At 76.3% G+C, this 21,733-nt stretch carries 16 protein-coding genes and 1 pseudogene; 8 read left to right on the forward strand and 9 right to left on the reverse strand.

The genetic code is table 11. The features are described 5' to 3' along the window. Window positions 1-150: 150 nt before the first annotated feature. Entirely contained in the window at window positions 151-402 is a 252-nt protein-coding gene (locus ACFVU3_RS38705) for an EF-hand domain-containing protein (RefSeq protein WP_390073491.1), read from the reverse strand. A 168-nt stretch (window positions 403-570) separates the two neighbouring features. Here ACFVU3_RS38705 and ACFVU3_RS38710 point away from each other — a divergent pair, with 168 nt between their 5' ends. Beyond that, complete coding sequence (locus ACFVU3_RS38710) at window positions 571-1,224, forward strand: transcriptional regulator (protein WP_390073492.1); 654 nt, start codon at window positions 571-573, stop codon at window positions 1,222-1,224. Here the strand turns inward: ACFVU3_RS38710 and ACFVU3_RS38715 are convergent. Beyond that, on the reverse strand, window positions 1,155-1,976 hold the full coding sequence (locus tag ACFVU3_RS38715; RefSeq protein ID WP_390073493.1) for a DUF817 domain-containing protein: 822 nt from the start codon (window positions 1,974-1,976) through the stop codon (window positions 1,155-1,157). The genes ACFVU3_RS38710 and ACFVU3_RS38715 overlap by 70 nt on opposite strands. A 54-nt stretch (window positions 1,977-2,030) precedes the next feature. After that, window positions 2,031-2,744, reverse strand: coding sequence for a DUF2470 domain-containing protein (locus tag ACFVU3_RS38720; RefSeq protein ID WP_390073494.1), 714 nt, complete (start codon window positions 2,742-2,744; stop codon window positions 2,031-2,033). A gap of 153 nt (window positions 2,745-2,897) precedes the next feature. Between ACFVU3_RS38720 and ACFVU3_RS38725 the strand changes: the two genes are divergently transcribed. The 6 genes from ACFVU3_RS38725 to ACFVU3_RS38750 all read left to right on the forward strand — a co-directional run bounded on the left by ACFVU3_RS38725 (window position 2,898) and on the right by ACFVU3_RS38750 (window position 15,323). Then, on the forward strand, window positions 2,898-6,572 hold the full coding sequence (locus ACFVU3_RS38725; RefSeq protein WP_390073495.1) for a DUF4132 domain-containing protein: 3,675 nt from the start codon (window positions 2,898-2,900) through the stop codon (window positions 6,570-6,572). Next, on the forward strand, window positions 6,569-7,678 hold the full coding sequence (locus ACFVU3_RS38730; protein ID WP_390073496.1) for an AAA family ATPase: 1,110 nt from the start codon (window positions 6,569-6,571) through the stop codon (window positions 7,676-7,678). Before ACFVU3_RS38725 ends, ACFVU3_RS38730 begins: the two co-directional genes overlap by 4 nt. Then, a complete protein-coding gene (locus ACFVU3_RS38735) occupies window positions 7,678-10,056 on the forward strand; it encodes a DUF5682 family protein (protein ID WP_390073497.1) in 2,379 nt (792 codons plus the stop codon). The genes ACFVU3_RS38730 and ACFVU3_RS38735 overlap by 1 nt, the downstream gene beginning before the upstream one ends. Beyond that, window positions 10,053-11,204: a VWA domain-containing protein gene (locus tag ACFVU3_RS38740; RefSeq protein ID WP_390073498.1), complete on the forward strand. Its 1,152-nt coding sequence runs from the start codon at window positions 10,053-10,055 to the stop codon at window positions 11,202-11,204. Before ACFVU3_RS38735 ends, ACFVU3_RS38740 begins: the two co-directional genes overlap by 4 nt. Further along, a complete protein-coding gene (locus ACFVU3_RS38745; RefSeq protein WP_390073499.1) occupies window positions 11,201-13,411 on the forward strand; it encodes a hypothetical protein in 2,211 nt (736 codons plus the stop codon). The genes ACFVU3_RS38740 and ACFVU3_RS38745 overlap by 4 nt, the downstream gene beginning before the upstream one ends. Before the next feature lie 127 nt (window positions 13,412-13,538). Beyond that, window positions 13,539-15,323: a BCCT family transporter gene (locus tag ACFVU3_RS38750; protein ID WP_390073500.1), complete on the forward strand. Its 1,785-nt coding sequence runs from the start codon at window positions 13,539-13,541 to the stop codon at window positions 15,321-15,323. Window positions 15,324-15,394: 71 nt separating this feature from the next. On the opposite strand, the gene ACFVU3_RS38755 is transcribed toward ACFVU3_RS38750, so the two are convergent. The 4 genes and pseudogenes from ACFVU3_RS38755 to ACFVU3_RS38770 all read right to left on the reverse strand — a co-directional run bounded on the left by ACFVU3_RS38755 (window position 15,395) and on the right by ACFVU3_RS38770 (window position 18,040). Beyond that, window positions 15,395-15,985: a TetR/AcrR family transcriptional regulator gene (locus tag ACFVU3_RS38755; RefSeq protein WP_390073501.1), complete on the reverse strand. Its 591-nt coding sequence runs from the start codon at window positions 15,983-15,985 to the stop codon at window positions 15,395-15,397. 264 nt (window positions 15,986-16,249) lie between these two features. Further along, window positions 16,250-16,495, reverse strand: a complete 246-nt coding sequence (locus ACFVU3_RS38760) for a metal-sensitive transcriptional regulator (protein WP_390073513.1) — start codon at window positions 16,493-16,495, stop codon at window positions 16,250-16,252. A 223-nt stretch (window positions 16,496-16,718) separates the two neighbouring features. Beyond that, a pseudogene (locus ACFVU3_RS38765) lies at window positions 16,719-17,003 on the reverse strand (TSUP family transporter); the annotation flags it as partial. A gap of 248 nt (window positions 17,004-17,251) precedes the next feature. After that, window positions 17,252-18,040, reverse strand: coding sequence for an IclR family transcriptional regulator (locus ACFVU3_RS38770; protein ID WP_390073502.1), 789 nt, complete (start codon window positions 18,038-18,040; stop codon window positions 17,252-17,254). 150 nt (window positions 18,041-18,190) lie between these two features. Here ACFVU3_RS38770 and bla point away from each other — a divergent pair, with 150 nt between their 5' ends. Next, entirely contained in the window at window positions 18,191-19,135 is a 945-nt protein-coding gene (gene bla, locus ACFVU3_RS38775; protein WP_390073503.1) for a class A beta-lactamase, read from the forward strand. A gap of 101 nt (window positions 19,136-19,236) precedes the next feature. Here the strand turns inward: bla and ACFVU3_RS38780 are convergent, their stop codons facing one another. Beyond that, window positions 19,237-19,716 carry a GNAT family N-acetyltransferase gene (locus ACFVU3_RS38780; RefSeq protein WP_390073504.1) on the reverse strand — a complete coding sequence of 160 codons (480 nt, stop codon included), beginning with the start codon at window positions 19,714-19,716 and terminating at the stop codon, window positions 19,237-19,239. A 64-nt stretch (window positions 19,717-19,780) separates the two neighbouring features. Then, complete coding sequence (locus ACFVU3_RS38785; RefSeq protein ID WP_390073505.1) at window positions 19,781-21,694, reverse strand: bifunctional serine/threonine-protein kinase/glutamate ABC transporter substrate-binding protein; 1,914 nt, start codon at window positions 21,692-21,694, stop codon at window positions 19,781-19,783. Window positions 21,695-21,733: the final 39 nt, after the last annotated feature.

Below are 21,733 nucleotides of genomic sequence, written 5' to 3' on the forward strand. Positions count from 1 at the left end.
CCGCACCCCGCCCGCGGCGCCACCCGGGGGGGGGGGGGGGCCCGCGGGCGGCGCCCCCCCCCCGTGCGGGGCCCCCCCCCCCCGCGGCCCCCCCCGCCCCCGGCCCCCGCGCCCTGGTCCTGACGCCAGGGCGCGGGGGACGCCCCGGGGTCACCAGCCGAAGCGCCGGTCCACGAAGGCGGCGAACTCCTCGAAGCTCAGGACGCGGTCGCCGTTCTGGTCGGCCGCGTCGAAGAGCGCCGCGGAGGAGTCCACGTCCCCGACGCCCCAGAAGGGGATCACGCCCTGCGCCGCCAGCGTGGGCCCCTTCTCCCGCAGGGCCCGGATGACCTCGATACGGGTCAGCGTGCCGTCCTGGTCGAGGTCGAGCGCGTCGAAGAGGGTGCGGGCCTTGTCGCTCATCACGCCGTCCTTGTTCGGTCCTGAGCCGGATTCGTGCGGACCGCGTACACGTGCGCACGCGGTTCGTACGCGGTTCGTACGGAAGAGGACGCGCGGGCCGCCGGACGGGTTGCGCGAAGAGCCGGTCCGGGCTCGCCGGGGCGGGGGAGACACGCCTAGTCTCTGCCCATGGCGATCTCCTCCACCCCCGAACTGCTGGTCCTGCACGCCGTACGGCTGCGGGGCATGACCACCGAGGCGGAGGCCGCGGCCCGCTTCGGCCTCGACGTGGACACCGTCGGCGAGCTGCTGCTCGACCTCCAGGCGTACGGCCGGGTCGGCCGGAGCTCCTTCGCCGGGACGTCCGGCTGGAGCCTGACCGACGCGGGCCGGGCGGAGGGCGAGCGGCTGCTCGCCGAGGAACTGGCCGGTTCGGGGTACGGGCCGTTCGTGCGCGAGCGGTACGAGACGTTCCTCGCGTACAACGCCCGCTGCCTCACGGCCTGCACCGACTGGCAGCTGCGCCCGGACGGCTCGGGGCGGCTGGCCGTCAACACCCACGGCGACCCGGTCTGGGACGCCCGGATCCTCGACGAGCTGACCGTCCTCGGCGGCGTCCTGGACACCCTCTCCGCCGAACTCGGCATCCGGCTCCTCCGTCTCGCGGGTTACGGCGAACGCTTCTCCGCGGCCCTGGCGCGGGTCCGGCGAGGCGAGTTCTCCTGGGTGGACCGCCCCCGCGCCGACTCCTGCCACACCGTCTGGATGGAGCTTCACGAGGACCTCCTCGCCACCCTCGGCATCGCCAGGGGGGCGGAGCCGGAGCCGCCGGCCGCGAGCTGAGGCGTGCGGGCCGCCACCAGGACGAAGGTGACCGTGATGAGCAGCGCCCAGGCGCCGAACTTGGCGGGGGAGACGGGCTGCCAGCCGTCGAGCTGGTCGGGGTAGCTCCAGGCGCCGACGTAGGTGGCGGCGTTCTCGGCGATCCAGAGGAAGAAGCCGATGAGGACGAAGGAGAGGGCGAGCGGCATCCGGTGGTCCCGCTCGCCGACGCGGAAGCGGACCCAGGTGCCGGTGGTGGCGAGGAGCAGCAGCGCGGCGAGCACCCAGCGGGCGTCGGGCAGCCAGTGGTGGCTGAAGAAGTTGAGGTAGACCGCCCCGGCGAGGACCGCCATGATCCGGGGCCGGTAGCCGGACAGGCGCAGGTCGAAGAGGCGCCAGGCGCGGCACACGTAGCTGCCGACGGCCGCGTACAGGAAGCCGCCGTAGAGGGGAACGCCGCCGAACTTGGTGACCGCGTCCTCCGGGTAGCTCCAGGAGCCCATGCGGACCTTGACCAGTTCGAAGAGCAGGCCGATGACGTGGCAGACGGCGATGACGGCGACGTCCCGCCCGCTGTCCCAGCCGATCCGCCAGGCCAGCGCGGTGAGCACGATGCCGTAGCCGAGGAGCAGGTCGTAGCGGGCCACGGGCAGGTCGGGCAGGAGCGCCGACACCGCGATGCCGCCGACGAGCGCGACGGCGAAGGCGCAGCAGCGCGCCTCCAGGAGGGCGAAGCGCAGGAGCTGGCGGAAGCCGTGGGTGATCTGGTCCATGCGGGAGGGGACGCGCCCGTCCGCGTGTGCGGTTTCCGGCCCGGGGGCCCGGCGTCAGTGGTGGTCGTGGTGGTGCGCGCAGCGCGGGGCGGTGAGGAGCCGGCGGACCATGTCGCCGGCCGCGGCGGCGTCGCGGGCCTCGGCGGGGAAGAGGAGGCGGAGGTCGCAGTGGCCTTCGCCGTACTCGCAGCGCAGCGAGACGGCGTGCCGGTCCATGGCGAGCGGGAGGGCGCGGACGACGCCGTGCGGGAGACGGGTGCCGGCGAGGACGACCAGGTCGGAGACGAGGTCGGGGTGGGCGTCGGCGAGGTGGGTGAGGAGCGCGGCCTCGTCCAGGGCGAGCGGGTCGGGGGCGGCGAGGGCGTACGCGCCGGGGGCGACCTCCTCGGTCCCGGTGCCGGTGCGGAGGGTCACGCGGGTGAGGTCGAGGCGGAGCGAGCCGAGGTCGCCGGGGGTGGCGGGGGCGAGCCGGCCGGTGAGGGCGACCCGGGAGCGGACCCGGTCGCGGAGGGCCGTCGGGGCGACGTCGGTGAGGTCGACGCGGGCGTCGAGCGTCCCGAGCGGTGCGCGGGAGAGGTGGTCGGTCAGCGGGGTGTCGGCGGGCGGGTGGAGGGTGATCCGGCCGCGGGCGCCGACGGTGTGGGCGCCGAGGAGGTCGTAGCTCTGCCCGTCGAGGGTGAGGGAGAGGGAGAGGGCGCGGGCCAGGACGGAGCGGACCTGTTCCGCGGCGGTCTGCTGGGGCAGGGCGGGGGAGGGGGCGACGCTCACGGTGACTCTCCTCAGTCGATTTTAGGTAAGGCTAACCTAACCATTGCGAGGTCGGTGGTGTCCAGGACCCCTGCGGACGGCCGGAATTCCGGCCTTGTCAGTCACCCCCGCTACTGTGCAGACCACTGATCGACGAGCAATGCGGGAGGGTCCGTGCGCCGCTGGGAGCACGCCGGGGACGGCGCGGGGAAGTTCTGGGAAGCCGGTGCGGAAGGCACCTCGGTGACCGTCCGGTTCGGCCGGATCGGCACGGCGGGCCAGACGCGCGTCAAGGACCTCGGCACACCGGAGGCGGCCGGGGCGTACCTGCTGAAGACGATCGGCGAGAAGGAGCGCAAGGGGTACGTCGCCACCGGCGCCGGCACCGCCGCGTCCGCCGCTCCGGCACCCGTCGCCGCGTCCGCCACCCCGGCGCCCGTCGCCGCTCCGGCGCCCGTCGCCGCGTCCGCCGCCGGCACCGCGCCGGTCGCCCAGGTCCCCCTGGAACCGGCTCCCGACGCCCCCGCCGTCCGCCCCGACGAGACCGCCTTCGTCCTGCCCGAGGCGTGGAAGCGGCACCTCCGGCCGCGCCGCGGCGGCACGCCCGTCCCCGTCCGGCCGCCCGCCGCCGACGCGCCCGCCCGGCTCGCCAGGTGGCGCTCGCGCTTCACCGCCGAGGTCGACCGCGCCCTCGCCTCCGAGCGGAGCGACGCCGCCCTCGTCGCCGCCGCCCGCGCCCACGACGCCGGCGGCCCCGACCCCATCGGCGCCGCCGTCCTCGCCGCGCTCCTCCCCATGGAGGCCGAGCGGCCCGTCATCGCCGACGCCTGGACCGCCGCCCACGGACTGCCCTTCGCCGCCGTCGCCGCCGTCGAACTCCTCGAATGCCGCCGCATCTGGCTCCAGGCCGACCGGGGCAGCGTCGTCGGAGGCGTCGAGGCCGCCCGCGAGGACGAGGCGCAGTGGCAGCAGGGCGAGGCCCACACGGTCCTCGACCGGGTCCGCGCGCTGCTCGCCGTCACCGACGACGCCACGTACGCGTCGGCCGTCTCCGCCCTCGCCCGCCACCGGACCACACCGCGCCGCCGCGTCGCCGTCTCCTACCTGGTGCCCACCGAGCGCGCCTGGACCGACGAGTGCCTCGCCGACCCCGCCGCCCGCGACCACGTCCAGATCCCGGTCCGGGACCTGCTCGTCCGCTCCGTCACCGCCGAGCAGACCGCCGCCTACGGCGACCGGATCGACCTCGGCTGGCGCGGCTGGGACGCGGTCACCGTCGCCACCGTCGCGGACGGCGCCGGCGTCGCCATGGCCCGCTTCCTCGTCGCCGAGACGAACCGCCAGTACCTCGGCACCGACGACCTCAAGGCGCTCGCCGCGGCCCTCGGCGAACTCCCCTCCGACGAGGCGTTCCAGGGCCTCCTCGACCGCGTCGGCGACAAGCACGTCCGCGCCGAACTGGCCGCGGCCGCCCGCCGCTTCCCGGTCCGAGCCCTCCGGCTCCTCGCCCTCGCCGCCCGGGAGACCACCGCCGACAGCGCGCTGGTCCGCCGGATGCTCACCGGACACGTCGCCGCCCACCGCGCCCTCACCCTCGCCGTCCTGCCCGAACTGCCCGCCGAGGCCGCCGAGGTGGTGGAGCCGCTCACCCACGCGCAGGACACCGCGCTGGACGCCGCCCCGGCCGACCTCCCCGCCCTCCTCACCAGCCCCCCGTGGACCGTGCGCCGCCCGGCCGTCAAGCCCCGGGTCGTCACCGGACCCGTCGCACCGGACGGCACCCGCACCGTCTGGCGGGACGGAGAGCGGCGGACATGGGCGACCGCGGAGTCCTGGGTCACCGGCTGGCAGCCGTACGAGTCCATGGACCTGCTCGTCCGCAAGCTCCTCCGGGGCGACCTGCACAACTGGCACACCGTCGGAGTCCTCGTCAACGGCCCCGCCGACCGTGTCCGTCCCTTCCTCGCCGACTGGGACGGCATGGAGCACTGCTACGACGGCGCCGAGGTCTTCAAACCGCTCGTCGCCGCCCACGAGGACGCCGCGCTCCCGCCCCTCCTGCGCATGGCCTCCCACCACCCCACCGCCATGTCCGAGGTGCTGCTGCCGTACCTCGACGTCCGCGTGGCCCGCCTGATGGCCGACTGGCTGAACCGGCTCAAGACCGCCGGCCGCACCGCCCGCACCTGGCTGCTCCGCCACGGCACCGACGCGGCCCGGCTCCTGGTCCCCGACGCCGTCGGCGCCCCCGGCCCCGAACGGACCGCCGCCGAGGGCGCCCTCCGCGCGCTCGTCGCCGCCCACGGCCCCGACGGCGTCCGCACCGCCGCCGAGGAGTACGGCCGGGAGACCGTCGAGGCGATCGAACTGCTCCTCGACACCGACCCGCTGGTGACCGCGCTGCCCGCCCGGATGCCCCAGGCCCCCGCCTGGATCGAGCCCCGCGTGCTGCCCCGGGTCCGGCTGCGGACCGGCGCCACCCTGCCCGTCCCCGCCGTCGCCCACCTGCTCACCATGGTCTCCGTCTCCAAGCCGGGCGCCCCCTACCCGGGCCTCGCCGCGGTCCGCGAACTCTGCACCCCCGCGTCGCTCGCCGAGTTCGCCTGGGGCCTCTTCGAGGAGTGGCGGGTCGTCGGCATGCCGCCCAAGGAGGCGTGGACCCTGCACGCCCTCGGCTGGTTCGGCGACGACGACACGGTCCACGCCCTCACCCCCGTCATCCGCGCCTGGCCCGGCGAGGGCGCCCACCACCGGGCCGTCGAAGGACTCGACGTGCTCGCCGCCATCGGCACCGACAGCGCCCTCCTCCACCTCCACGGCATCTCCCAGCGGGTCAAGTTCAAGGCGCTCAAGCAGCGCGCCCAGGAGAAGATCGCCGAGGTCGCCGACGAACTCGGCCTCACCGCCGAGCAGCTCGCCGACCGTCTCGTGCCCGACCTCGGCCTCGACGCCGACGGCAGCACCGTCGTCGACTACGGCACCCGCCGCTTCACCGTCGGCTTCGACGAGGCCCTCAAGCCCTTCGTCCGCGACGCCGAGGGCCGCCGCCTCAAGGACCTCCCCAAGCCCGGCGCCCGCGACGAGACCGAGCGCGCCACCGCCGAGCGCAAGCGGTTCCTCGCCCTCAAGAAGGACGTCCGCACCATCGCCACCGACCAGGTCCGGCGCCTGGAGACCGCCATGGTCGACGGCCGCTCCTGGACCGGAGCCGAGTTCCGGCAGCTGTTCGTCGAGCACCCCCTCGTCTGGCACCTCGCCCGCCGTCTCGTCTGGAGCGCGGAGCAGTCCGGCACCACCACCGCCTTCCGGATCGCCGAGGACCGCACCTACGCCGACGCCGACGACGAGCTGCTCACCGTCGCCGACGACGCCACCGTCACCCTCCCGCACCCCCTCCACCTCACCGAGGAGCTCGGCACCTGGGCCGAACTCCTCGCCGACTACGAGATCGTCCAGCCCTTCCCGCAGCTCGGCCGGCAGCTCCACACCGCCACCGAGGAGGACGCCGCGAGCGCCCGCCTCACCCGCTTCGAGGGCGTCACCGTCCCCGTCGGCCGCCTCCTCGGCCTCCAGAAGCGCGGCTGGGAGCGCGGCACCCCGCAGGACGCCGGCGTCGAGCGCTGGTTCTCCCGCCGCCTCGCCCCCGAGCGCCACCTCGTCATCCAGCTCGACCCCGGCATCGCCGTCGGCATGCTCGACGAGTTCCCCGACCAGACCCTCGACACCGTCTGGCTCGACGCCCAGCCCGGCGACCACTGGGGGAGCCGCAGCTACCCGCTGCGCCTCGCCGACCTCGACCCCGTGACCGTCTCCGAGCTCCTCGCCGACCTCACGGAGCTGACCTCGTGACCACCGACGCCCCCGGCACCGCACCGGACGGGCTCCAGCGGCCCCCCGCCGAGGTCCGGTACGCCGAGGAGCTCGCCGCCCTGCGCGCCTCCGACACCGACCCGCGCCCGCCCGGCTGGCAGCTCAGCCTGCGGGCCGCCCGCCGCTTCGTCGTCGGCGACGAGGAGACCGGCGTCAGCCGCAAGTTCGTCGGCGACACCGCCCTCGTGGAGCGGGCCCTCGTCGCCCTCGCCACCAACCGCGGCCTGATGCTCGTCGGCGAACCCGGCACCGCCAAGTCCCTCCTCTCGGAGCTCGTCGCGGCCGCCGTCGCCGGCGACTCCACCCTCGTCGTCCAGGGCGGCGCCGCCACCACCGAGGACCACATCAAGTACGCGTGGAACTACGCCCTCCTCGTCTCCGAGGGCCCCTCACCGCGCGCCCTCGTCCCCGCGCCCATGCTCAAGGGCATGGCCGAGGGCCGGCTCGTCCGCTTCGAGGAGATCACCCGCTGCCCCCTGGAGGTCCAGGACTCCCTCCTCTCCCTCCTCTCCGAGCGGGTCCTCGCCGTCCCCGAACTCGACGGACCCGACGGCATGGTCTTCGCCCGCCAGGGCTTCAACGTCATCGCCACCGCCAACACCCGGGACCGGGGCGTCAACGAGATGAGCGCCGCCCTCAAGCGGCGCTTCACCTTCGAGACCGTCTTCCCCATCCCCGACCTCGACACCGAACTCGCCCTCGTCGAGGCCGAGGCCACCGCCCTGCTGCGCCGCTCCGGCGTCCCCGTCGCCCCCGACCGGGACGTCCTCACCGTCCTCGTCACCACCTTCCGAGAACTCCGCAACGGCACCACCCACGACGGAGCCCCGGCCGACCGGCTCTCGGCGGTCATGAGCACCGCCGAGGCCGTCTCCGTCGCCCACGCCGTCGGCGTCCGCGGCTGGTTCCTGCGCGGCGGCCCCGGCGACGCCTCCGACATCGTCACCTGCCTCGCCGGCACCGCCGCCAAGGACAGCCCCGAGGACCTGGCCCGCCTGCGCCGCTACCTCGAACAGCGCGTCGCCGTCCGCGGCGGCGCCCAGTGGAAGGCGCTGCACGCGGCCCGCCACCTGCTGGCCGGCTGATGACCGTCACGTACCTCGGCGTCCGCCACCACTCGCCCGCCTGCGCCCGGCTCGTCGCCCGGACCGTCGAACGGCTGCGCCCCGCGTACGTGCTCGTCGAAGGCCCCGCCGACCTCGACGGGCGCCTCGACGAACTGCTGCTCGGGCACGAACTGCCCGTCGCCGTCTTCAGCCACTACCGCGACGGCGACCGGGCCGCGACCTCCTGGACCCCGTTGTGCGCCTACTCGCCCGAGTGGATCGCGCTCACCGCGGGCCGGGCGGCCGGCGCCGAGGTGCGGTTCATCGACCTGCCCGCCTGGCACCCCGCCTTCGCGGGGCGCGCCAACCGGTACGCGGACGCCGAGGTCCGCTACGCCGAGGCCACCGCCCGGCTCCGGCGGCGCTTCTCCGTCGACTCGGCCGACGCCCTCTGGGACCGCATGATCGAGGCCGACCCCGACGCCCCGGACCTGGCGGAGCGCCTGGAGACCTACTTCGACGCCGTCCGCGGCGACACCGAGGCCGACGCGTCCGACCGGACCCGCGAGGCGTACATGGCCGGCTGGATCCGCGCCGCCCGGGCCGCCGGCGACCGCCCGGTCCTCGTCGTCACCGGCGGCTTCCACCGCCCGGCCCTCCGCCGGCTGGCGGAGACCGGACCGGGGGACGCGCCGCAGCCCGCCCCCGGCGCCGGCGCACCCGTCCGGACGGCGGCAGGCCCCCGCGGGGCCACGGAGTGGCCCGCCGTGCCCGAACCGCCCGAGGGGGCGCTCAGCGGCAGCTTCCTCGTCCCCTACTCCTTCCGGCAGCTCGACTCCTTCGCCGGCTACGAGTCCGGGATGCCGTCCCCCGCCTACCACCAGTGGCTGTGGGAGGACGGCCCCGAGGCCGCCGGAGCGCGGCTCGTCCGCGCCGTCGTCGACCGGCTCCGCGACCGCGGCCACCCCGTCTCCACCGCCTCCCTCGTCGCCGCCCGCGCCTCCGCCACCGCGCTCGCCGCCCTGCGCGGCCACCCCACGCCCGGCCGGCTCGACCTCCTCGACGCCCTCGCGGGCGCCCTCGTCACCGAGGCGCTCGACGAGCCCCTGCCGTGGACCCGGCGCGGCCCGCTGCGCGCCGGGTCGCACCCGGCGGTCGTGGAGATGGTCGCGGCCTGCGCGGGCGACCGCACCGGCCGGCTCCACCCCGACACCCCCGCCCCGCCCCTCGTCCACGACGTCGCCGCCCGCCTCGCCGCCCTCGGTCTCGACGGCACCGTCCCCGTGACGCTCCGGCTCACCGAGCCGGCCGGCCTGGACCGCAGCCGCGTCCTCCACCGGCTCCGCGTCCTCGGCATCCCCGGATACGAGAGGGTCGCCGGCCCGGCCGACGGCACCGACCCGGTCGCGGAGGAACGCTGGGTGCCCCGCCCGGCGGCCGGCCGTGACGCCGCCCTCGTCGAGGCCGGTGCCTACGGCGCGCGCCTCGACGACGCGGCCCTCGTCGCCCTCGGCGACCGCGCCGGCGCCGCCGCGGACGACTGCGCCGCCCTCGCCGCGGTCCTCTTCGACACCGTCGTCTGCGGCGCCACCGACCTCGCGGGACCCCTCGTCACCCGGCTCCGCCAGGGGCTCGCCGCGGCCACCGCGCCCGGCCCGCTGGGCACCGCTCTCGCCACCGCCCTCGGCCTGTGGCGGCACGACCGCGTCTACGGCGTCGCCCGCGACCCGCTGCTCGCCGCCACCGTCGACACGGCCGTCACCCGCGTGCTGTGGCTCGTCGAGGGCACGGCACCCGGCGGCTCCGCCGGTCCCGACCGGGCCCGGCTGCGCGCCCTCGTCGCCGTCCGCGACGCCCTGCTGCACGCCGAGCCGCTCCTCACCGTCCCCCGCGACGCCGCCGCGGACGTCTTCCGCCGCGTCGCGGCGGATCCGGCCGCACCGCCCGACCTCCGCGGCGCCGCCTTCGGCCTGGTCCGCGTCCTCGCCCGCACCCCGCACGCCCCGGACGGCGGCGGGCGGCCCGGCGTCGCCGAGGCCGTCCGGGCCGCCGCCGAGCCCGCCGTCCTCGGCGACTGGCTGGCGGGCCTCTTCGCGGTGGCCCGGGAAGAGGTGTCCGCCGAGGCGCCGGACGGCGACCGGGGGACGCTCGTCGGCGTCCTCGACGACCTGGTCACGGCGATGTCCGAGACCGACTTCCTCGTCGCCCTGCCCGCCCTCCGCGAAGCCTTCGCCTGGTTCCCGCCCACCGAGCGCGAAGGGATCGCCGCCCGCCTCATCGAGCGGCGCGGGCTGCGCGGCTCGGCCCGCTCCCTGCTCCGCACCACCGCGGACCCGCTGGACCTCGCCCGGGCCCGCGCACTGGAGGACCACGTGTCACGCACCCTCGACGACCTCGGCCTGGGGACCGCCCGATGACCGCCCCGCACACCCCCGGAGGCGCACGCGACCCCGGACTCGAGCGGTGGCGCCTCGTCCTCGGCGCCCCCGCCGAGGGCCGCACCGGCCCCCTCGGCCCCGAGGCCGCCGCCCGCGACGCCGCGCTCGACTGGCTCTACGGACGCGACCCCGAGCAGGCCCGTCGCGGGGTGCGTGCCACCGGCCGCGAGGGCGGCGACGGCCCCTCCACCGTGACCCCCGTCGACTGGCTCGACGACGTGCACCGGCTCTTCCCCCGGGAGACCGTCGAACGGCTCGAACGGGACGCGGTCGAGCGGTTCGAGATCCACGAGATCGTCACCGACCCCGCCGTCCTGGAACGCATCGAGCCCGACCAGACCCTCCTCCGCGCCGTCCTGCGCACCAAGCACCTGATGAACCCCGAGGTGCTGCGGCTCGCCCGCCGCATCGTCGAGACGGTCGTCCGCCGGCTCATGGAACGGCTCCGGCCCGAGGTGCGCCGCGCCCTCCACGGCACCCGCTCCCGCCGCCCCAGCAGGATCCCGCTCAGCCGCGACTTCGACTTCCGGGGCACCGTCCGCGCCAACCTCGCCCACTACCGGCCCGAGGAGCGACGGCTCCTCATCGAGCGGCCCCGCTTCCACTCCCGGACCCGACGGCACGTCGAGCGCTGGCAGCTGATCCTCCTCGTCGACCAGTCCGGTTCCATGGTCGACTCGGTGATCCACTCCGCCGTGACGGCCGCCAGCCTGTGGGGCCTGCCCGGCCTGACGACCCATCTGGTCGCCTTCGACACCGCCGTGGTGGACCTGACCAGCGACGTCTCCGACCCGGTGGAGCTGCTCATGCGGGTCCAGCTCGGCGGCGGCACCGACATCGCCCGGGCCGTCGCCTACGCGACCGGCCTGGTGGACAACCCGCGCCGGGCGATCGTCGCGGTCATCAGCGACTTCTACGAGGGCGGCGACCGCCACCGGCTGGTGCGGGGCGTGCGGGCGCTGGTCGAGCAGGGCACCGTCGTCCTCGGTCTCGCCGCGCTCGACGAGGAGGCCCGGCCGGCCTACGACCGCGAGCTCGGTCAGCTCCTCGCGGACGCCGGCGCCCACGTCGGCGCCATGACGCCGGGGCGGCTGGCCGAGTTCGTCGCCGAGAGGCTGGGCCGATGACCCGCGCCGACCTCCTCGCCCTGGACACCGAGACGCTCGCCGCCCTCACCAACCGGGGCCTCGTGAAGCGCGCCGCGCGGGAACTGGCCGCGGGCGCGGGCGCGACGGTGACCACGGGCCCGGACGCCACGCTCACCGGCCGCTTCCCCGACGGCACCACGGTCTCCCTCGCCCCCGGCGCCGGACTGGACCGCGGCACCTGCGCCTGCGGCGCCCCCGGTGTCTGCCGCCACCTGGTCGGCCTGGTCCTCGCCCACCAGCGGCAGGCCCAGGACCCGCCCGCCCCCGCCGCCCCGCCGTCCCTGGACGGCGGACTCCGGCCCGAAGGACCCGCCGAGCCCGCGGCCGACGCCCCCGCCACCCCCGTCGAGCCCGCCACCCCCACCGCGCCCCCGGGGCCCGGGGCGGTGACGCGGTCCGCGGCCGGTGCGGTGGTGTCCGGGACCGTCCCCGGAGCGGCTCCCGGCCCCGCCCCGGAACCGGACGCGGCGAGCGCGTCCGGCCCGTCCGGACGGCGGCCGTGGTCGCCCGGGGACACCGACGACGAGGCCCTGGTGGCCGCCGTCGGGGCGCGGGCGGTGGCCGCCGCCCGGCGGACGCTGGCGCGCGGCTACAGCGCCCGGCTCACCCACCCGGGCCCCGGAGCCCCCGCCGCGCGGGCCGAACTGCCCACCTGCACCGTCCGCTTCCCGGTCCCGGACACGGTGGCGCACGCGGTCACGGACGCCGCCGACGCGGTCCGGGGCGAGGCCGTCGCGCTCGCCGTCTGGGCGTTCCGCGCGGCCGTGGACGCGGACCCCGCGCACCCGCCCGCGCAGGTGGACGTCGGCGGGGCCGCCCCCGGCCGCAGGGCGGCCGCCGCGCTCGACCGGTCCGGTCCGCTCCTCGCGGACCTGCTGCTCGACGGCGCCGCCCACGCGGGCCCCGTCCTCCCCGGCGCCCTGGGACGGGTCCGCGGCGAGCTCGCGGCCGGCGCGCTGCACTGGCCGGCCGGCGTCCTGACCGACGTCCTCGTCCAGCTCGGCGAGTACGAGGGCCGGGGCGCCCGCTTCCGGGCCGAGGAGCTGGCCGCGCTGCTCGGCGAGGCCGACGCCCGGGCCCGGGCGCGCGGCCGGGCCGGCGCGTTCCTCGGCAGCGGCGAGCGCGGCGACACCCCGCTGCGCCGGGTGCGGCTGACCGCCCTCGGCTGCCGGATCTCGGGCACCCCTTCGGACCGCACCGCCGAGGTCTACCTGGCGCACGGCGGCGCGGGCATCGCGCTGGTGCTGCGCCGCCGCTGGACGGTCGCGCGGGACACGGAGGCGACCGGCCCGACGCTCGCCCGGCGCCGGATCGCCGGCAGCACCCTGGGCGCGCTCGCCGCGGGGAACGTGGTGAGCGAGGTCGCCTCCCGCACCCCCGGGCGGGCGGTGACGATCGGCGCCTCCCGGGTGGCCGCCACCGGCGTCACCCCCGTCGGGAACGCCTGGGCCGAGCTGCCCGAGCCGCTGCTGGTCCGGGACTTCGCCGCGCACGCCCGGGCCCTGCGCCGCCGCCCGCCGCGCTTCGCGCGCCCCCGGGTCGAGGCGGAGGCCGTGCACGTCCTGGCCGTCGAGGCGGTGGAGGAGCCGGGCTACGACCCCGCGCGCCAGGAGCTGCGGGCCGTCGTGCGGGACGCGGCGGGCGCCACGGCGCGGCTGGTCGCCCCGTACAACCCCCACGGCCCCGGCGGGCTCGACGCCCTGGCCGACGCCCTGCGCGGCGACGGGGCGGCGGGCGGTGACGGGCGGCCGGGCGGGCCCCTGCTGGTCAGCGGCTTCGTCCGGGTGACCGGGGACGGGCTCGTGGTGGACCCGCTCGCCGTCCGGACCGGCACCGGCACCGTCGTACCCGACCTGGCGCCCGCGCCCCGGCGGCCCGCGGCCGGGCTGCCGCACGCGGCCCCCGCCGCCCCCGACGACCCCGTCGCGCTCGCGCTGCACGGCGCCCTCTCCGCGCTCGCCGCCGTCACGGTGCACGGTCTGCGGCGGCTGCCCGCCGGGGCCGGGACCGCGCTCTCCGGCGCGGCCGACGCCCTCGCCCGACGCGGCCTCATGACCACGGCGGAGCAGGTCCGTCGGGTGCCGACGGTGCTCGCGGAGGCGGGTCCGGAGGCGGCGGTGCGCCCCTGGCTCGACGCCCAGCTGCGCCTGCTCACCGCCGTCGAGCTGCACGCCCGCGGCGACTGAGGCCGCCCGCTCCGGCCAACCGGTCAGGGGCCGGGGCCTGTTGGTCCGCCGACTTCGACCCCGCTTGTGGTACTGCCTTACCAGGACATAGGAAGTTTGTCCCGTTTGGCGGGGAAAGGGGTCGTCGATGGCGCAGGTCGGACAGGATCCGGAGGGCCGGGGAGACGGTGGAGGGCCGGGTGGCGGCAAGGACGGGGCGGGGCGGGGCGCCTTGCCGGTCACGGCCGACCTGCCCGATCACGCCGGCCGCCACCCCGCCCGTACCGACCCGATCGTCTTCGGTGTCACCGCCGTCCTCACGCTCGCCTTCGTCGTCTGGGGCGCGACGGCGACGGACAGCCTGGAGTCCGTCTCCAGCAGCCTCCTCGACGGTCTGATCCGGGACGGCGGCTGGGCGTTCATGCTGGCGGCCTCCGGCTTCGTCGTCTTCGCGCTGTGGCTGGCGATCAGCCGGTACGGCCGGATCACCCTCGGCCAGGAGGACGAGGGCCCGGAGTTCCGCACGGTCTCGTGGATCGCCATGATGTTCAGCGCCGGCATGGGCATCGGCCTGATGTTCTACGGCGTGAGCGAGCCGCTCGCCCACTACGGCACCCCGCCGCCCGGCACCTCCCCGGCCGACTCGGCCGAGCGGATGCAGACGGCGATGGCCACCACGCTCTTCCACTGGACGCTCCACCCGTGGGCGATCTACGCCGTCGTCGGTCTCGCCATCGCGTACTCGACCTTCCGGTGCCGGCGCCGGCAGACCATCAGCGCGGTCTTCGTCCCGCTGATGGGCGAGCGCCGGGCGTTCGGCGGTCCCGGCCGGGTCATCGACATCCTCGCCATCTTCGCCACGCTGTTCGGCTCCGCGGCCTCGCTGGGTCTCGGCGCGCTCCAGATCGGCAGCGGCGTGGAGGAGCTGGGCTGGATGGAGCGGACCGGGACCGGTCTGCTCGTCGGCATCATCGCCGTGCTCACCCTGGCCTTCGTGCTCTCCGCCGTCTCCGGCGTGGAGAAGGGCATCCAGTGGCTCTCCAACATCAACATGGTGCTGGCGCTGCTCCTGGCCCTCTTCGTCTTCGTCGCCGGCCCCACCATCATCGTCCTCGACCTGCTCCCGACCTCCCTGGCCGCCTACATCGGCGACCTGCCCCAGCTGGCCGGCCGCACCGAGGCCACCAGCGGCGAGAACATCCACGACTGGCTCGGCAGCTGGACCGTCTTCTACTGGGCGTGGTGGATCTCCTGGACGCCCTTCGTCGGCATGTTCATCGCCCGGATCAGCCGCGGCCGCACGATCCGCCAGTTCATCGGCGGCGTCATCCTGGTGCCGAGCGCGGTCAGCCTGGTGTGGTTCGCGATCTTCGGCGGCACGGCGATGCGGCTGAGCGAGGAGGGCCGGCTGGCGGACGAGGCCACCCCGGAGGGGCAGCTCTTCGGACTGCTCCAGGAGTTCCCGCTCACGGGGGTGATGAGCCTGCTCGTGATGGTCCTCGTCGGCATCTTCTTCGTCTCCGGCGCGGACGCCGCCTCGATCGTCATGGGCACCCTGTCGCAGCGCGGGGCGATGGAGCCGACCCGTCCGGTGGTCGTCTTCTGGGGCGTCGTCACCGGCGCCGTCGCGGCGATCATGCTGCTCATCGGCGACGGCCAGGGCGATGCCCTGGCGGGCCTGCAGAACCTGACGATCCTGGTGGCCGCCCCGTTCGTCCTCGTGATGATCGGCATGTGCGTGGCGCTCATGCGGGACCTGCGCGAGGATCCGCTGATCGTGCGCGGCCGGGTCGGCAAGGAGATCGTCGAGGTCGCGGTGATCGCCGGACACGAGAAGTACGACGGCGACTTCGAGCTCCGCATCGGCCCGGGCACCACCGACGGCTCCCCGGACGGCCCGCAGGCCCCCGCCGGCCCGCCGGGGCCGCGCTGACCGGGGGCCGCACCCGCCCCGCGGCCCGTGTCCCGGCGGGCGTACGCGTGCCCGCCGGGGGCCGGGTCCGGTCAGGGGCTGATGGAGCGCCAGATGCGGTCGGGGAGGATGCGGGTGGCCTCTTCGAGGTCCACGTCCCCGAGGGTGAGCCAGCGGCGGGCGAGACCGATCACCGGGCCCAGGACGAGGGTCTCGATGAGGGGCGTGGGAAGGTCGGCGAGTTCGCCGGCCTTGCGGTGTCCGTCGAGCCAGTGCTCGATCGGGGTGAGCCGGGCCTCCTGGTTGTCGCGGATCTCGGCGGCCCGGGCCGTGCCCTCCTGGTCCGCGAAGGGGGAGTGGAGCAGGCGGGCGGCGGCCGGCTGGGTGCGGACGAAGTCCAGGTAGGCGTGGACGACCGCCTCGATGCCGGAGCGGGCGTCCTGATGGGAGGTCAGGGCGGTGGCCAGCTCGCCGAGGAGCCGGCCGAGCCAGCGCAGCGCCAGGGCGCTGATCACCCCGTGGAGATTGCCGAAGTGGTGGTAGATGCTGCCGGTGCTCACTCCGCTGGCCCGGGTCAGGGCGGAGACGGTGAGCCCCGGCTCGCCCTCGCGCGCGTAGAGGTCGAGCGCTGCGTCGAGGACGCGCTCGACGGTGACTTCTCCGCGCTGCTGCTTCCGGCTCATCGAGCGGGGTGCCCCCTTCGGTCACGTGCCATCCCTGGCCTGGTCGTTCCGTACCTGGTCAGCATAGGAGGCGCGGACGGCGGCGGACCCCGCTCCGTGTGTGCGCGCGGACCCGGGGCCCGTCCGGAAGGTCCCTACCGGGGGGCTCTCCGGGCCGGGCTTCGGGCCGGGGCCAGGAAAGGAGGGGGCTCCTCCCCGGGATCCCCCTTCCGGGAGCGCTCCTCCGGGCCGCGTGCGCGCCCGGCGGGATCAGGAAGAGACGGCCTACGCCAGGGCCAGGAAGAGCTTCTCCAGCTCCGCCTCCGTCATCGGCGGGCCGTCCGCCGCGTCGTCGGAGAGGCACTGCCGCATGCCGCTCGCCACGATCTTGAATCCGGCCCGGTCCAGGGCCCGCGAGACGGCGGCCAGCTGGGTCACCACGTCCTTGCAGTCGCGGCCCGACTCGACCATCGCGATCACGCCCGCCAGCTGCCCCTGGGCGCGCCGCAAGCGGTTCAGCACGGGCGCCATCGCCTCTTCGTCGACCTGCACGGCAGTCCTCCTTCTCCTCGCACCCCCTCGATGCCCACGATACCCCGAGGGGTATCAAAACGCCCGGTATCGACTCGCGCCGGTCATGCGCGGGCCGGGCGGCGGTACGGGCCCTGGCCCGTCCGCTCCGCCGCAGGGCCCGCACCGCCTTCCCCGTGATTCCGCCCGCGCCCAGCACCGCCCAGGTGGCGGGGTGGGTCCGGAGCGCGGGGGCGACGAGGAAGCCGCCGCCGGAGCCGGCCAGGCCGGTCACCGCGCCCATGGCGAGGCCCGCGGCGGCCCGCCCGCCGCCGTAGGCGTCGGCCGTGCCGAAGGCGCCGAAGAGGAGGCCGGTCCTCCAGCGGACGCGCCGTGCGCGCGCGTGGGGGATCAGTGCCGCGAGGCTGGTGACGCCCACGACGAAGAGGGAGGTCGCGATGGCTTCCTTGGTGTCCTGCCCGGCGAGGTGGACGAGGGTCGGGACGGTGAGGAGGGGGCCGCCGCCCCCGAAGCGCTGGGCGTCTGGATACCCCCGGGTGTGAACGGGTCCGACCGTACGGGGCTCCGTCGCGCCGGGTCTAATACCCCCCTGGGTATCGAGCGTCGCACGCTCCGCCTGGCGGAACTCGGCGGAGGCGTATACGGGAGGGGGTGTTCTGACCCCGGAGGGCAGCGAAAAGGGCACCGCCGGCCCCTTCGGCGATGCCCCTGTGCGCTGTCTCCCTCCGCCGGACAGTGCGTCCCGCGGGCGCCCCGTCAAGGCTCGTGGCTGTGGGTGGCGACAGCGAAGGTGTGGGAGATCAGCACCTGCTCCGCCCGCCGCTGGAGCCGGTCCGCGAGGCCGCGCAGCCGCGCGCCCTCGGAGGCCGGGATGGACAGCGCCACCGCCGCGGTCTCCGCCCCCACGGTGATCGGCACCGCCGCGCAGGCCGCCCCGAGCGCGTACTCCTGGTGCTCCAGGACCGGCAGCCGCCGCGGCAGGACGGCGAGCCGCCGCTCGAAGTCGCGCCGCAGGTCGACGGTGTGCGGGGTGAGCGCCGTCACCGGGTGGCGGCTCAGGTGCTCGTTGCGCTGCTCCGGCTCCAGCTGGAGCAGCAGGCTCTGGCCGGCGGCGTGGGCGTGCGCCGTCGCCCGGAAGTCGGCCCACTCCTCGACCGGCGGGCGCGCCGGGTTGTCCGACACGGCCCCGACCTCGACCTCGCCGTCCCGGTACTGGACGAAGTACACGGCCGCGTCCAGGTCCTGGCTCAGGGTGTCCACCCATGCCTGGATCCCGAGCGCCGGCTCGTGGGCCGGCGGGCCCGCGTCCCGGCGCAGCGGCGCGACGAGCGCGTAGACACCGTTGTCGTTCCGGACGAGGCCCTCGTGGACCAGGGTCCGGAGCAGGTGGTACGCCGTCGGCAGCGGCAGCAGCGCCTCGCGGGCCAGCTGCTTGGCGCTGCCCGCACCACCGCGCCGTTCCAGCTCGTCCAGCAGCCGTACGGCCCGGCGTACCGACTGGATCAGGGTCGGTGCCGAGCCGCTTTCCCCCTCGCGATATGGCATGCGTGTCCTTTCGCAACCGCGGAGCACTGTGCTCCGGGTCCATGATCGGACAGTGAACCCCGAATCACATACCGTCAGGTAACCCGGGGTGTCGGAACCAGCCGAGCCCCCTCGGCGTGGTGCACTGCGGAAACGATCACCTCCGAAAGGATGCTCGTGCACTCCCATCACCCCGGCGCCTCGCGCCGGACCGCCCTCGCCCTCGGCGCCGGCGCCGCGCTCACCACCGCCCTCGGCCTCACCGGCGCCGCCACCGCCCAGGCGTTACCCGCCCCCGCCGGAGACCCCGCGGGACAGCGGGCCGCCGCCCGCCTCCGCGCCCTGGAGGAGCGGTACGGCGCCCGTCTCGGCGTCCACGCCCACGACGTCCGCACCGGCCGCACCCTCGCCCACCGGGACCGCGAACGCTTCCCGATGTGCTCGCTCTTCAAGACCCTGGCCGCTGCGGCCGTCCTGCGCGACCACGACCACGACGGCACCTTCCTCGCCCGCCGTCTGCACTACACCGCCGACTACGTCGCGCGCTCCGGCTGGTCCCCGGTGACCCAGGACGCCGAGAACATCGCGCGGGGCATGACCGTCGCCGAACTCTGCGACGCCACCATCCGCTTCAGCGACAACACCGCCGCCAACCTGCTCCTGCGCGAGCTGGGCGGGCCCACCGCGATCACCCGCTTCGCCCGCTCCGTCGGCGACCCGGTCACCCGGCTCGACCGCTGGGAGCCCGAGCTGAACTCCGCGGAGCCCTGGCGGGACACCGACGTCACCACCCCGCGCGCGATCGCCCGGACCTACGGCCGGCTCGTCCTCGGCCGGGTGCTGGAGCCCGCCGACCGCGCGCTCCTCACCGACTGGCTGCTGCGCAACACGACGAGCCTCGACCGGCTCCGCAAGGGCCTGCCGGCGGAGTGGACGGTCGCCGACAAGACCGGCGGCGGGGACTACGGCACCAACAACAACGCCGGCGTCGTGTGGCCGCCGGACGGCGGACCGATCCTGATCGCCGTCCTCACCACCCGCCCCGACCGGCAGGCGGCGGGCGTGAACGAACTGGTGGCCGCCGCCGCGGCGGTCGTCGCGGAGGAACTCCGCTAGCGGAGCGGCCCACCGGGGCCGCTCCACCGGCCGGCCCTCCGGGGACGACCCGGCCGGCCGAGCGGCCCCTCGGGGACGAGCCGGCCGGCCGGGTGGCCCCGCTAGCCGAGCGGCGCGCCGGGGGCCATGTCGTACGTGATCCACATCGTGCGCGTGGCCACCTGGTCGTACTTGGAGCGGGCGCGGTGGTTGTCGTCGGCCGTGATCCAGCGGACGACGCTCCAGCCGCGCTCCGCGCCGATCCCGCGCAGCGCCTCCAGCAGCAGGTCCGCCGCGCCGGTGCCGCGGCTCGCCGGGTCCACGAACAGGTCGTCGAGCCAGCCGCCGACGGAAGCGGAGAGCGGGCGGGCGAACGGGCGGAAGTGCGCGAGCCCGACGAGCCGCCCGTCGGCGCCCTCCGCGACCAGCCCCTCCACCTCGTGCGCCGGGTCGTGGATCCAGGACCAGACGAGCCGCGCGGCCTCCTCGGTCTGCTCGACCCGGTAGAACTCGGCGTACCCGCGGTACAGGGCACGCCACTGGTCGAAGTCCTCCTCCTGGACCGGACGGACCCGGACGGCGGTGGCGTCGGCGACGGACATGAACGTTCACGCTCCTCACGCACCGCGCCCTGCGGTGCACCGACCAGTGGATCATGCCGCCGGTTCAGCGCCGGAGGGCGGAGGGGTCGGGGTCGAGCAGCGGCAGGTGGGTCCGCATCGCCGTCGCCCACGCGCCGTCCGCGACCATCGCGGTGAGCGCCGCCTGCACCCGGTCCCGCAGCGGGCTGTCCTGGGGCAGCCCGATGCCGTACCGCTCCTGCGAGAGGTTCAGGCCGGCGAGCCGGAACATCCCGCCGAACTGCGGCTGGGCCGCGTAGCCCGCGAGGAGGGCGTCGTCGGTGGTGACACCTTCGACCAGGCGGGCGACCAGGCCCTCGACGCACTGCTGGTACGAGGCGAATTCCTGGACCACGACCCCAGGGGCGGCGCCGCGCAGGGTGGCCGAGGAGGAGGAGCCGAGGGCCGAGCACACCCGCTTGGCCGCGAGGTCCCCGGCGGACCTCACCGAGGTGTCGCCGTCGCGGACCAGCACGTCCTGGTGCGCCACCAGGTAGGGCCCGGCGAAGTCGACCTGCCCCTCCCGCCGGTCGGTGATCGCGTACGTCGCCACCACCATGTCCACGGTGCCGTCGCCGAGCGCCGTCTCGCGCTCGCTGCTCGCGACCTCCTTCCAGACGATGTCCGCCGGGTCGTACTTCAGGGCGCGGGCCACGTAGGTCGCCACGTCCACGTCGAAGCCCGCGTAGCGGCCGTCCGGACTCCGCACGCTGAAGCCCGGCTGGTCCGCCTTGATCCCGATGGTGATCTTCCGTCCGCCGCCGCCCGAGGGCGAGGTGGAGGTCTCCGGAGGGGACGAGGAGGTGGGCGCGGGAGGCGACGAGGAGGTGGTCGCCGGAGGGGAGGACGCCGTGGTCGTGCCGCCGGTGCCCTTCGTCGCCCGGTCCGCGTCCCCCTTGGGCCAGAGGGCCCAGGTGATCCCGCCGCCGGTGAGCGCGAGCGCGACCCCGGCCGCGAGCAGCACCCGGGCCTTCCTCCGGCCGGGGCGCGGGACGGCCGGAGGGGCGGCCGGGGGTGTGGCCGGAGGTGTGGCCGGGGCGGGCGGAGGGATCCGGTACGAGGTCGGCGCCGGGTCCGGGACCGGGACCGCGTCCTGCGGCCCGGTGTTCCGCGGCCCGGCGCTCCGGGCGCCGCCGCCCGCCACCTCGGCCAGGAGCCGGTCCACGTGCGCCGCGTCGGGCCGGGCGGCCGGGTCCCGGACGAGGACGGCCATGAGGACCGGGCCCAGCGGGCCGGCCCGGTGCGGGGGCGGGACCTCCTCGGCGAGCACGGCCGCGAGGGTGGCCAGGGTGTGCGACCGCCGGAAGGGGTTGCCGCCCTCGACCGCCACGTACAGCGTCATCGCCAGCGACCACAGGTCGGCGGCGGGGCCGCCGTCCTCGCCGCGCACCCGCTCCGGGGACATGTACTCCGGCGTGCCGATCACCGCGCCGGTGGGCGTCAGGGCCGTCGCCCCGTGCAGGGACGCGATGCCGAAGTCCGTCAGGACGGGGGTGCCGTCGGGGCGCAGCAGGACGTTCGGCGGCTTCACGTCCCGGTGCTGGATGCCGGCCGCGTGGGCGGCCCGCAGTCCGGCGAGCAGGCCGCGCCCGAGGGAGGCGGCCTCGGCGGGCGCGAGCGGGCCCCGGTCGAGCCGGTCCTGGAGGGAGCCGCCGGTGACCAGCTCCATCACGATCCAGGGGTACGGAGCCTCGGCCCCGGCCGCCTCGACGACATGGTGGATCGTCACCACGTTGGGGTGGGTCAGCCGGGCCAGCGCCCGGGCCTCGCGCAGGACGCGGGAGGTCAGTGCGGCGGCGGCCGCGGGGTCGTACTCGGCGAGGCCGGGGTCGGAGGGCCGGACCTCCTTGAGCGCCACCTCCCGGTGCAGCACCCGGTCCCGGGCCCGCCACACCAGGCCCATCCCGCCGCCGCCGAGCCGGCCGACCAGCTCGAACCGTCCGTCCACCACCCGTGCCACGCCCGCCCCCGTCCCGCCGGTCCCACCCGTCCCCGCCTG

This window comes from Streptomyces sp. NPDC058052 (assembly GCF_042885515.1).
In the GTDB taxonomy this organism is placed as follows: domain Bacteria; phylum Actinomycetota; class Actinomycetes; order Streptomycetales; family Streptomycetaceae; genus Streptomyces.